Raw genomic sequence first — 11,950 nt, 5'->3', positions numbered from 1 at the left:
CTGGGGGGACTCGGCAATCTCGGTGTTGAAGACGGTAGTCATGGCTAACTTCAGCTCACCACCTCTATCCTAGTGCGCTAGCTCCGGAAAATGGGATGATACCAATTCTCGTGGCTTTTGCACTAGATTCCGATCTCCAGGAATCCCTCAATATGGGGGTCATGCTGTTTGGCAAGCGTGCATCTGCTGCTCAAATTGGTATGAGGGTTTTGACCGGGACCAGGATGCGCTCGAACTGGCTTGGCGGGGCAATCAGGTGCGCGACGGCAACCGGACAGTGGGCCGACCACAGCACGCGCTCGGTCGTCGTCCCGAATAGCCGTGCCTGCAACCGGCTTGTATCTTGCCAGCCCATGACGATCAAATCGGCGTCGTACTGCCGCGCCGCGCGGCTGATGCCCTCAGCCGGGTCGCTATCGATACGCAGGTAGCGCCGCGTGGGAACGGAGAGCTGATTTTCCACCGCGCCAGCCGCATCCAGGTGCCGCTCGGCCTCGGCAATGGCGGTCTCGAGCTGGGGGTCATCCATGCGGGCCCGCGAGGGGACAATCGCCAGCGGTACGAGCTGGCCCGATTCGTGCTGCGCTAGCAGCGCCGCCGTGGCCAGCAAATCGGCTTTTTGCCCGGCATCGGAGAGAGGAACGACCACCGTAAAAGGCCGATCGGCTGCTCGCTCGCGCTCGGTCGAGGTGGCGTCGCCCAGCGGCTCCCCATCGGACCGCTGCCTCGGGAAGCGGCATCCTGCTGGCAAAGCGCTCGGTCAGCAGCGGCCCCAACAGGGCCGTGACCAGCATGAGTACGATGACGGCGTTGAACAGTTTCTCGCTCAGGACCCCCGCTTCCACCCCAGCCAGGGCTGCTGCTAGGGTTACTGCCACTTGCGGCAGCGACAGCGAGCCCATAACGGCCATGTCGTTCCAGCTATAGCGGAAGTAGCGGGCGACGCCCAACGCAGCCAGGAACTTGCTCCCCACAAGCGCAGCGACAACCGCAGCCGCCAACCCCAGCTCCGTCGCGAGCGTCTCAACAAACACCGGAACGTCGACGAGCAAGCCAATGTCGATAAAGAAAAACGGTATGAACAGCGAGCTGCCCACAAACTGCACTTTTTCTTCCACCGGGCTGCGGCCGATTGCGTCGTTGACGGCGAGCCCAGCCAAAAACGCACCAACGATGCGATCGATGTTGATGGCCTGCGCGCCTACTGAGGCCAGAAAAACGGCTAGCAGCACGAATAAGAACTGATTGCTTTGCTCGTCGCCAGTGCGCTGCAGGTAACGCTTGCCAGCCCAGTCGAAGCCCACCAGAACGACGGTCGCATAGAGCGCCAACCCTGCAACTTGAGCGACTAAGCCTAGCGGCGAAAAACCACCAGTATGAATGGAGATGCTGACGGCCAGCAGCAGCAGCGCCGCAATGTCGGTAAAGATGGTTGCGCCAATGGTGACCACCACCGGTTCGCTGCGGGCCACGCCCAGCCGCGAGACGATGGGATAGGCCAGCAGCGTGTGGGATGCCATGAGCGAGCCCAGCAGGAGGGAAGCATTCCAACCACTGCCAAAGGCACGACCCACTAATACCAATTTGAGGAGCAGATGCACGCCCGCAAAAAACACATAACTCCTATATTGAGGGAGTTCCGGGGATTAGAATCTAGTGCACAGGCCACGAGAATTGGTATAACAGACCTGCCAGCAATGGCAGGACAAAGGTTGCCACCCCAAAGCTCAGCGACCGATTCCTAGCGCGCCGGAACTCGGCCAGATCGATCTCGAGCCCGGCCACGAACATCAAATAGATTTTGCCAATGTCCGATAGCAGCTGCATGGTCTCGCTATCGGCATCGAGCCAGTTGAGGCCGTGCTCGCCCAGCACGGCACCGGCCCCAATCAAGCCCACCAATCCTGGCAGCCGCAGCCGCTGTGCCAGCGGCGGGACGAACAGGCTCACCAGCAGCAGGATGGTAAAGGTCCCCAGCGGGCCGGCTGGCATGGTGGGCAACAACTGTTCCATGGCATTCCTGTTGGCAGGCCCTGCGAGGTTAAGGTCGCAGCCGTCGCCCCCGCATGGCAAGCGTGCTGGCGCCTGGGGCCAGTACGCCAGCTTTAGCAGCCCAGAATGTAGTGCAGGACTATGACATCAGCTCCGCTGCCACCGGATGAGGATGGGCGCATTGAGGCGCTGTTTGCCGCTCGAACCCTCGAGATCCCGGACGAGCACCTCCAGCCCATTGCCGAATTTGCCCGCACGCTGTTTGGCGTCCCCATGGCCCAAGTCCCGGTCATGGACCGGCAGTGGCAGTGGTTCAAGGCCCCGCTAGGCCTTGAGGGCACGGGTTGCCCGCGCGACGCTGCGTTTTGCACGTACGCCATCGCGAACGACGACACGCTAGTCGTACCGGATACCACCCAAGACCCCCGCTTTGCGGCCAATCCGCTCGTTGTAGGGGCGCCCTACATCCGCTTCTACGCCGGGGTTCCAGTGCGATGGGGACCGGACCGGCAGATCGTGGGGACCTTTTGCATCTTCGACTACCAGCCCCGAACGTTGGACGAGCGCCAACGCCAGCTGCTGCAGGAATTAGCCGAAATTGCCGAGGGCACTATTGCCCGCTTTGCCGAGAGCGCGCAGACCCAAGCCATCGACTCAGCCACCGGCCGGGCCGGCCAGCAGCGCCTGCGGCAGCGCGTGCAGGATGGCATCCAGGACCTGCACGAGACGGGCGGCAGCTTGATGGTGGCGGCCGTGGGCATCCGGGGCTTGCGCGAGCTGCTGGTCGTTCACGGCGCCAGCTACACCAACGTGCTCTTGAGCGAGGTGAGCAACCGGCTGGAGCAAGCTTTGGACGCCGAGGCCACCATCGGGCGCTGGTACGATGACACCTTTTTGGTCGTGCAGTCGCTAACCGACCCCCAAAGCCAGCTTTCTCATGAGGCGGAGCTGGTCCGGGAGGCCTTCGAGCAACCACTAACCGTGCACGGCGAGTCGGCTGCCCTCAGCGCGCGCATTAACGTCAGCGTTCATCCGGCGAATGCCGCCGATGGCGAGGATTTGGTGGCTTGCGCGCTGCAGGCCATGCAGGCGCAAGCGCCCACCGGTGCCTCGAGCGTCCGCACCTACAATACCGACCTCATGGCGGCCCTGGAGTGCCGCTTGATGCAGTCGCTGGACGAATCGAGCGGCAGCCCGCCCTATCTGGTCTATCAGCCCAAGATTGCGTTTGCGAATGGCACCGTGATTGGCGCGGAAGCCCTCATGCGCTGGCACGATGCAGAGCTCGGGCGCGTGTCGCCAGGCGAATTCATCCCCGCTGCCGAGAGCGCTCAGGCCATCCAACCACTGGGCCGTTGGGCGCTGCGCGAGGCTTGCCGCGAAGCCCAGAGCTGGCCTTGCTGCTCGAGTGGCCAAGCCAGCACGGTGGCCGTGAACGTCGCCGCCGCGCAACTGCTGGAGGAGGACTTCGCCGCTGCCGTCGAGGAGGCCCTGGCCGCAACCGGCCTGGCGCCGGAGCGATTGATTCTCGAGGTGACCGAGAGCACCTTCATTGAGGATGTCGGCACAGTCATCGCGGTCATGCAACAGGTAAGCGCGCTGGGCGTTAGCTTTGCTATTGATGACTTTGGCGCGGGGTACTCGTCCTTTCAGTACCTGCGCGATCTGCCCGTCCATGCCCTCAAAATCGATCGCACCTTCATTCAAGGAGTTGATGTCCGGCCGCGCGATCGCGCCATCGTCCAAGCCATCATTGCTGTGGCCCAGGAGCTGGGGCTGACCGTAGTCGCCGAAGGGGTAGAGACGCAGCAGCAGTACCGGATGCTGGCCGAGTTGGGCTGCGACCAGATGCAGGGATTTCTGGTTGCGCCAGGCCTGCCTCCAGCCGAGATTTGCCCCATGCTTGCCACGCGGGCAATCGCTCAAGGTGACAGATAAGGAGGTCCCTTTAGGCGTTCCGGTATGCCTGCAAAAACTCGCGCATGTAGCGGTTGACTGATTGGGGCTGCTCTTGTTGGACCCAGTGACTGCAGTTGGGAATGTAGCGCATTTGGAGATCGCGGACGTAAGCGTCCGTCCCGTTGGTGAGTTCCTTGCCCAGGGCGGCATCGTTCTCGCCCCACACCATGAGAGTAGGCACCTCAAGTTGCCGCCACCGCATGCGCGGCAGCTCGAACAAGTCTTGGAAGGCGCAGCGGTAATAGTTCACCATGCCCGTTAGCGCTCCCCGCTTGGCAGCCGCGTCCTTGTAAGCCTCAAGCTCGGCCGGTGCGATGGCCGTCTTGTCAATGAGCATGCCTTGGAAGGCAGCCGCGATCGCCTGGTAATCATTCCACTGCAGCAGCCATTCGGGAACCAGCGGCAGTTGAAATAAAAAGATGTACCAACTCCGCAGCAATTGTTGCGGCGTTCGCAATCCCTCGCCGAACTTGGCTGGATGGGGAATGTTCATTACAATTAGGCGGTTTACGCGCTCGGGGTGAGCGTACGCAACATGCCAGGCGATCGCGCCGCCCCAGTCGTGGCCGACCAAAACGCAGCTCTCGTAGCCCAGCCCCCGAATCAGGCCTGCTACGTCCCGGACCAGCTCCGTCATGGCATAGGCGGAGACGGCCTGGGGCTTGTCGCTATCGTTATAGCCCCGCAAATCGGGGGCAACAATTGTGTAGTCCCAGGCAAACTCGGGGATTTGGTGACGCCAGGAATACCAAAACTCGGGGAATCCGTGCAGCATCACCATCAGCGGGCCTTGCCCTTGGGTGACGTAGTGCAACTGGACTCGATTGGTTTTGATCGAAGCATGGGTCCAGTCGCGTTCTAGAACGGCCATGGCCTATTTGCGCTGGAGGTAAGCTCACGCCTCTGGCACAATAGTGCTGCCTATTGCTTGATCGTGCCTTGGTCCGGGCTTAGCGCCAGCTTGTGCGAAAATGCTTGAGCTAGCCAAGTAGGGCCATCTTCTCGCAACGCGGCTCGCAGTAGCATGGCGGTGCCCAAGCGCCAGTCAGCGCATCGTTGCTGCCAGCTGCGGGCATAAAGCCGAGCTTGACGTTCGTAAGCAATGGCGTGGGGCAAAGCCAGTACAATGCCAAAAAAAAGCCACAGGAAGGTGACAGCTAGCAATAGGGTAATGGCTAGTTCGGCGACCATATGCCCTCCTTACGGCATGGAATTGTTTTTCCTAGCGAGTGCCAGCTTTAAGCTAGCAAGCGAGATATGAAAAATTGGTGAACTTCGATCCCACCCATGGAACGGTCAACTAACAAGCCTGCCCCAACCGGCTAGGGCAGGCTTGTCGTTGTAATAAGACAGGCAGCGTGTCGCCTCTGTTCCCAATTGCGGCAGCAACTTTAGATCGGTAGGGCGCGCAACATTTGCGGCCGCCCAATTGACTGCAAAGTGCCGTCCTGCAAGGGCCGGTTCTGCCGCTGTCTTACGTGCCCCTGCACCGCGTGCTAACCTTCCGAGCGAGTCCCTTTGGAGGTTGCAGCCATGTCGGACCGTTTCAATCGCACTGGATTGCTGCTCCTCGTCGCCGGGGCGATTGCAGGGGGCGTGATGGCTTTTGTCACGCTGGCGCTATTCGCGGGCTAAGAGCTCGCGGTTTGCCGGCTTGCTGGGTCCTCAGCCTCTGCCTGCAACGGCCACTGGAACAAGCGCGGCAGCTGGGCCAGATCCAGCAGGTAGTTGCCCAGCCAAACCGCTAGGTTGAGTCCCAGCAGCACGCGCATTGCCAGCGAGGCCTCCGGCAGTAGCGCCCATCCGTCGTAGAGCTGCCAGAGACGGTAGGGAACGAACAAGTAGGGCACCATCACCCAAACCACCGAGCGGAACTGCCGAAGCGTTAGGCTCTCGCACAGGATCTGCAGGCCCAGCACGGCCAGGTAGGAGCTCCAGAAGGTGGCGGCGCCAGCCAGTCCCTGCCACGCGCTCCAGGCCCAGGCCAGCAGTGGCAGGAGGCCCCCCATCAGCTGCACGCTCACAAACCAGATTCGAAACCAGCCCGGGTAGGGACGGGGCAGTGTGTAAGCTTGCGTGCGGCGCCAAGCCCAACCGGCTAGTAGCAAAAAAGCCCCCGCAAGGGCCACAAACACCAGGTCTTGCAGCGCGCGGGCCCCTATGGGGTTGCTAACCCACATCGCCCCTGTCGGTTGAGCGCATCACGAGCAACTTAGCACGCAGGCCGCTAGAGCGAATCCAAATCGATGGCCTGCGAGCCCCCCTGCTGCAGCTGCAGCAGCAGCTTCCCGAGCTGCGACCAAATCAAAGCGCCCATCAGCCCTGTCAGGGGCAGCGCGATCGCGTAGGCGAGCCAGCGGGCCATACTAAAGATCTCCAGCCCGGCTGCCAAAAAAACGCAAATGCCGCTGCAAATCCCCAAAAACGGCAGCAGCAGCTGCCCGTCGCGGTGGAGGGGCCGATCGATGGGTTCGGGCTGCAGCGATCGCCCGCGCACGTTTTGCTTGAGGCTGGCTTGGAAGGCCAAGCCGCAGCTAATGCCGACCAGCAGCCCGGCGACAAGTAGCAAGTAAGGCGGTTGGGGAAACGGATACATGCCAGTCAGCAGCAGAACAACGGTAACCTCAACCCGAGCGCGAGGGGGCAATGTCTTGGCTCGACTCGCTCGGGCGGGGGGCGAGTGCCTCCAGCGCAGCGCCCAGCAGGCGGCTCGGTTGCAGGTCGTCTTGGATCAAGTGCCAGATGCGCTGGACTTCGTCGGTATGGAGGCGATCATCTTCGGTCAGGGCCAGCAGCAGTCGATGGCGCAGGTCGCTGCCCTCCTCGGAGAGCAGGTACTGCAACCCGAGCTGCGCCGTGGGCAGAATGTCAAAGCGGGCATCGGCCCGCGCAATTGCCAGCATGTTCTCCAACCGCTGCCACTGGAACTTGCCGTCTTTAAACAGCACCTCAAGCAAGCGCTGCCGCATTTGCGGGGATTCGCCCCGCAGCAACCGGCGCGCGACGTAGGGATAAGCCACCTCAACCAGCTTGAAGTTGGGGTTGAGGCGCAGCGCCAACCCCTCTTGGGTAATGAGCGTGCGGATAATGAGCGCGAACCGCGCCGGCACGCGGAAGGGGTAGTCGTACATCACCGCCGAGAACCGGTCCGTGATGGTTTTGACGTTAAAGTCGCGCACGCGCTCGCCCATGGCATCCCCCAGCACGGACTCCAACGCCGGGATGATGGGCTCAAAGTCGGTCCCAGGGACCAGAAAGCCTAGCTCGGTGAAGTCCTCGGCCAGGGCGTAGTAATCCTGATTGATCAGATGTACGATCGCGCTGGCAATGGTTTCTTTGTCGTGCTGGCTCAGCCGGTCCATCATGCCGAAATCGATGTAAGCCATGCGCCCGTCCGGCATGGCAAACAAGTTGCCCGGGTGGGGATCGGCATGGAAAAAACCGTGCTCGAGGAGCTGGCGCAAGCCGGCAATGACGCCAATGCGGATCAGGGCGTCCGTGTCTAGGCCCGCTTCGCGGATGCGATCGGCATCGGTGAGCTTGTAGCCCTCGATCCACTCCAGCGTCAGCACGCGGACGCTGCTGTAGGGCCAGTGAACCCGCGGGACTTTAATGTGGGGATCGGCGTGGAAGTTGGCCGCAAACTGCTCGGCGTTGCGCCCCTCGTTGCGGTAGTCGATTTCTTCAAACAGCTTAGTGCCCAACTCATCCACAATCGCGCTCAGATCGTGGCCCAGGTTGAGCGGCAGCCAAGGTCCCAGCCAACAGGCCCCCCAGCGCAACAGCAGCAAATCGCGCGACAGCACGGCCACCAGGTTGGGGCGCTGGACCTTAACCGCGACCACCTCGCCATCGGGCAAAACGGCGCGATAGACCTGCCCCAGGCTGGCCGCCGCAACGGGCTGGGGCGAGATTTCGCGGAAGGCCTCGCCAACCGGGCGCCCCAACTCGCGCTCGATGATGGCCCAAGCTTGCGCGTTGGGAAACGGTGGCAGCTCGTCTTGCAGTTTGGTTAGCTCATCCAGAAAGTCCTGGCGCACCAGATCCGGGCGCGTGGAGAGGGCCTGGCCGATCTTGATAAAGCTGGGCCCCAACCGGGTCAGGATCTGGCGCAGCTCGCGGGCGCGCTGCTGGATGCGCTGGGTTTCGCGGCCCTGCCAGCGATCGCGCTGCAGCCGCAGGCCGAAACTCCCCAACAGCCACGTGATGTGGAGCATGCGCCCGATCAGCGTCAGGGGGCGATAGCGATAGTAGCGCCCGATCGCGGCGGGATCGTAGCCGTTGAGTACGCGTTGGCCTAACGTCCGTTGGGAAACAGCCATGGCATGGGGAGCGCGCCCAATCGGGCGGGGACCGCTCGGTTAAACGCTTTTAACCTCTAGTATACAAAACTACACACTCTTTAATCGCGCCCATCCTCCCAGACAGCGGGGACAGATGCAAGGTCGCGATCGCGACTCGGGGCCGCCGGGGGCAGCAGGCAGAATGGGAAGGACCGTTCGTCACGCGCTGCAACCATGTGCCGCCTACTCGGTTACCTCGGTCCGCCCGTTGGCCTGGACGAGCTGCTGTATGGCCCGGAGCATTCGCTGGTCGTGCAGAGCTATCAACCCCGCGAGATGGAGGCGCTCATGAACGCGGATGGCTTCGGGTTGGGGTGGTACGCCTGCGCGCGCTCGAGCGATCCCTTCCGCTATCGCAACACAGCCCCCATCTGGAGCGATTTGAACCTGCCGCATCTGAGCCGCTACGTCGAATCGAGCTGCATCCTGGGCTACGTTCGCAGCGCCACGCCCGGTTTGTCCGTCGATTTCAGCAACTGCCAGCCCTTTAGCAGCGAGAATCTCTCGGTGGGCCATCGCCTGCTGTTTACCCACAACGGCTACATCAATCGCTTCCGCCAGACCCTGTACCGCCCCATTCGCAACGCCCTCAGCGACGAAATCTACCAAGCCATCCAGGGCACCACCGACTCCGAACACCTGTTTGCCCTCATCCTCAACCAGCTCCAAACGGTTGCCGGCATCTCGCTGCAACAGGCGCTGGTCAACGCGCTGGCCCAACTGGGCGAGATGGCGCGCGCCTTTGGCGTCTACTTCTGCGCCAACGTCCTGCTGGCCGACGGCCAGCAGCTGATCGCCGCGCGCTGCGCCAGCGAATCCCCTGCCCCCAGCCTGTACTGGCTGCGCGGCAGCAGCGCCCACCCCGACGCCGCGATCGTTGCCTCCGAACCCCTGTTTGACGCAGACTGGGAGCGTTGTCCGGAGAACAGTACCCTGGGTGTGGGGACAGATGGTGCGGTTAGCATCCGCTCGCTCCAAGCGTGAGGCCATTTTTGATGCCCTGCAGCAGTGCCGCCGCCGCACGCTAGCGCTGTTTGAGGGGGTCGATCGCGAGCGCTTTTGCCAGCAAGCCCATCCCGGTTTCAGTCCCATCGGCTGGCACCTGGGGCACATCGCCGATGTGGAATCGTTCTGGATCCGCGAGCGCTGTGCCGGCTGGCGCCCGCTGCGCCCCGAGTACCGCCAGCTGTTCGACCCCAACGGCTTGCCCAAGGCCCAGCGGCAGCACCTGCCCGCCTTTGAGACTCTGCGCGGCTACGCCGATCGCGTCCGCGCCGAGGTGCTGGCCTACTTGGCGGATGCCCCGCTAGCAGGCGAGCGCGATCGGCTCTGGTGGTGGCTGATCCAGCACGAGTGCCAGCACAGCGAGATCGTGACCTTCATTCAGGCCCTCCAGCGCCACCCCGCGGCAGCCTGCGGGCATGAAGCAGTCGTGCCGCCAGCCGCCGATGCCGCCCCCGAGCGCGATCGTGCCATGGTGACCGTGCCCGCTAGCCCGTTCCGGATGGGCAGCGACGCCAGCGCCCAGGACAACGAACGGCCGGCGCATTGGGTCGAGCTGGATGCCTTTGCCATTGATCGCTACCCGGTGACCTGCCGGCAGTTCCGCGCTTTTATTGCGGCAGGGGGCTATCAAACCCGCCGCTGGTGGTCCCAGGCGGGATGGCAGTGGCTGCAGGCCCAGCCTGTGGCCGGCTCGCTCTACAGGGCCCTCTCGCCGGATTGGGACGACCATCCCGTCTGCGGGGTCAGCGCCTACGAGGCCGAAGCCTACGCTCACTTTGCCGGCAAGCGCCTGCCCACCGAAGCCGAATGGGAAAAGGCAGCCAGCTGGGATGGCGCCGCTGCCCGGACGTTCCCTTGGGGCGAGGCAGCGCCGAGCGCGCGCGCTTGCAATCACGACACGATTGTCGGCCACACCACCCCCGTTGGCACCTACCCCCAAGGGCGCAGCGCAGCCGGTTGCGAGGACATGCTGGGCAATGTCTGGGAGTGGACGGCCTCCGGGTTCGATGGCTATCCCGGTTTTGCTTGCTATCCCTACTGGGGCTACTCCCAGGCCTTTTTCGACGGCCAGCATCGCGTCTTGCGCGGCGGCAGCTGGGCAACGCGCCCTTGGGCGCTGCGCAACAGCTGGCGCAATTGGTACCTGCCTGGGGTGCGCCAGCTCTTTGCCGGGTTTCGCTGCGCCAGCGATTCCCCTTAAACTGGGCTCGCCCGAGAAGGCGCGACCTACCAACTCTGCAATGCCATCCCATTCGCCTGCCCCCAGCAGCTCGACCCAATCCACCCCAGAGCAGCGGCTGGCCATCGAGCGGCTGCTCGATCCCAGTGACGCCGGCGAGGCGGGCAGTGACGTGATGCGCGGGCTGAGCCAGGCTCCCAAATCACTGCCCTCGCGCTATTTTTACGACGACCGGGGCTCGCAACTGTTCGAGCAGATCTGCGAGTTACCCGAGTACTACTTAACGCGCACCGAAGCGCAAATCCTGCGCGACTGTGCCCCCGAGCTAGCTCGCATTACCGGTCCTTGCGAATTGGTGGAGCTGGGCAGCGGCAGCGCCACCAAAACCCGGATCCTGCTGGATGCGTACCGAGCGCGCGGCGCCCCGCTGCGCTACGTTCCCATTGATGTCAGCGCCGGCATATTGGAAGCCAGCGCCCACCAGTTGCTGGCCGACTACCCCGAGCTGCAAGTGCGCGGCTTGGTTGCCACTTACGAGCAGGCCCTAGCCCGCATGGGGCCATCGCCGCTACCGGCGCGCTTGGTGTCGTTTCTGGGGAGCAGCTTGGGCAATTTCGATCGCGCGCAAAGCGATGCGTTTTTTGCCCTCATGGCCCAGTCGCTAGCACCCGGCGATTGCCTGCTGTTGGGACTAGACCTGCAAAAGGACGCTGCCACGCTAGAGGCCGCTTACGATGACAGCCAGGGGATCACCGCGGCCTTCAACTACAACCTACTGCACCATCTCAATTGGCGCTTTGATGGGGATTTCGATCCCAACCTGTTCCGGCATTGGACGTTTTACAACACCGAGCGCGGGCAGGTGGAGACCTACCTGCGCTGCCTGCAGGCGCATTCAGTCCGCCTCGAGCGCCTGGCGTTAACGGTTCCCTTCGAGTGCGGCGAGACCATCAACACCGAGATCTCGCGCAAGTTCGATTTGGATCGGATCCGGCCCGAGCTGCAGCGGCAAGGGCTGCCCCCCATCGCAGTTTGGACCGACCCCCAGCAGTGGTTTGCCCTGGTGCTGTGCCGGCGGGAGGCCGCTTAGTACTACAGTCGCGGATTAGCTCTATAATTGCTGTGGCGGGCAATCGAGGGGTCGCCAACCAGGGAATCTATGGACGCCATAACCGTATCAAGCTGGAGCGAGCAGTGGCAGGCCTTACTGGCGCAGCTCGGCCCTCACTTTACTCGCCGCGACCTGAGCCAGCAGGCCCAAAACTACCTCCGCGGCCTGCTGGCTCAGTTGGAACGCAAAAACGGCTGGCAACTGGCCGAACAGGCCGGCAAGGCCACCCCGGATGGTCTCCAGCGACTGCTGGGTCCAGCCCGCTGGAGTGCAGATGCCGTGCGAGACGAGCTCGTCCGCTACGCCCAGCAGCACCTGCTGGCCCAGGGCGAAGGCGGAACGCTCATTGTCGACGAGACG

General features: G+C 63.0%; 13 protein-coding genes. 5 read left to right on the top strand and 8 right to left on the bottom strand.

The annotated features are described in order from the left end of the window. Window positions 1–190: 190 nt before the first annotated feature. From BRC58_01515 to BRC58_01505, 3 genes are read right to left on the bottom strand one after another with little or no spacing between them, the layout of a single operon-like run. A complete protein-coding gene (locus BRC58_01515) occupies window positions 191–751 on the bottom strand; it encodes a hypothetical protein (protein ID PSP19294.1) in 561 nt (186 codons plus the stop codon). Further along, complete coding sequence (locus BRC58_01510; protein ID PSP19293.1) at window positions 522–1,616, bottom strand: hypothetical protein; 1,095 nt, start codon at window positions 1,614–1,616, stop codon at window positions 522–524. Before BRC58_01510 ends, BRC58_01515 begins: the two co-directional genes overlap by 230 nt. 37 nt (window positions 1,617–1,653) lie before the next feature. Then, window positions 1,654–2,013 (bottom strand): hypothetical protein, encoded by a 360-nt coding sequence (locus BRC58_01505; GenBank protein ID PSP19292.1) that lies wholly within the window; start codon window positions 2,011–2,013, stop codon window positions 1,654–1,656. Window positions 2,014–2,133: 120 nt separating this feature from the next. Here BRC58_01505 and BRC58_01500 point away from each other — a divergent pair, with 120 nt between their 5' ends. Continuing rightward, complete coding sequence (locus tag BRC58_01500; GenBank protein PSP19291.1) at window positions 2,134–3,930, top strand: hypothetical protein; 1,797 nt, start codon at window positions 2,134–2,136, stop codon at window positions 3,928–3,930. Window positions 3,931–3,940: 10 nt separating this feature from the next. Here BRC58_01500 and BRC58_01495 read toward each other — a convergent pair whose 3' ends face one another. The 5 genes from BRC58_01495 to BRC58_01475 all read right to left on the bottom strand — a co-directional run bounded on the left by BRC58_01495 (window position 3,941) and on the right by BRC58_01475 (window position 8,273). Then, window positions 3,941–4,822 (bottom strand): epoxide hydrolase, encoded by an 882-nt coding sequence (locus BRC58_01495; protein PSP19290.1) that lies wholly within the window; start codon window positions 4,820–4,822, stop codon window positions 3,941–3,943. Between the two features lie 50 nt (window positions 4,823–4,872). After that, window positions 4,873–5,142 (bottom strand): hypothetical protein, encoded by a 270-nt coding sequence (locus tag BRC58_01490; protein ID PSP19289.1) that lies wholly within the window; start codon window positions 5,140–5,142, stop codon window positions 4,873–4,875. 440 nt (window positions 5,143–5,582) lie between these two features. Further along, window positions 5,583–6,131 carry a hypothetical protein gene (locus BRC58_01485; protein ID PSP19288.1) on the bottom strand — a complete coding sequence of 183 codons (549 nt, stop codon included), beginning with the start codon at window positions 6,129–6,131 and terminating at the stop codon, window positions 5,583–5,585. 47 nt (window positions 6,132–6,178) lie between these two features. Beyond that, window positions 6,179–6,547: a hypothetical protein gene (locus BRC58_01480; protein PSP19287.1), complete on the bottom strand. Its 369-nt coding sequence runs from the start codon at window positions 6,545–6,547 to the stop codon at window positions 6,179–6,181. 28 nt (window positions 6,548–6,575) lie between these two features. Beyond that, entirely contained in the window at window positions 6,576–8,273 is a 1,698-nt protein-coding gene (locus BRC58_01475) for a hypothetical protein (GenBank protein ID PSP19286.1), read from the bottom strand. Window positions 8,274–8,468: 195 nt separating this feature from the next. Here BRC58_01475 and egtC point away from each other — a divergent pair, with 195 nt between their 5' ends. From egtC to BRC58_01455, 4 genes are all read left to right on the top strand, one after another. Beyond that, window positions 8,469–9,278: an ergothioneine biosynthesis protein EgtC gene (egtC, locus tag BRC58_01470; protein ID PSP19285.1), complete on the top strand. Its 810-nt coding sequence runs from the start codon at window positions 8,469–8,471 to the stop codon at window positions 9,276–9,278. Next, window positions 9,247–10,500 carry an ergothioneine biosynthesis protein EgtB gene (locus BRC58_01465; GenBank protein PSP19296.1) on the top strand — a complete coding sequence of 418 codons (1,254 nt, stop codon included), beginning with the start codon at window positions 9,247–9,249 and terminating at the stop codon, window positions 10,498–10,500. Before egtC ends, BRC58_01465 begins: the two co-directional genes overlap by 32 nt. Window positions 10,501–10,540: 40 nt before the next feature. Next, window positions 10,541–11,569, top strand: a complete 1,029-nt coding sequence (egtD, locus tag BRC58_01460; GenBank protein PSP19284.1) for an L-histidine N(alpha)-methyltransferase — start codon at window positions 10,541–10,543, stop codon at window positions 11,567–11,569. A 69-nt stretch (window positions 11,570–11,638) separates the two neighbouring features. Then, window positions 11,639–11,950, top strand: a 312-nt coding sequence (locus tag BRC58_01455) for an IS701 family transposase (GenBank protein ID PSP19295.1), incomplete at its 3' end; no start/stop codon positions are given.

It is taken from the genome of Cyanobacteria bacterium QS_8_64_29 (assembly GCA_003022125.1).
Lineage (GTDB): Bacteria > Cyanobacteriota > Cyanobacteriia > Cyanobacteriales > Rubidibacteraceae > QS-8-64-29.
Note: the sequence above shows the minus strand (reverse complement) of the source record. Positions and strands in the feature narration are given on the sequence as shown.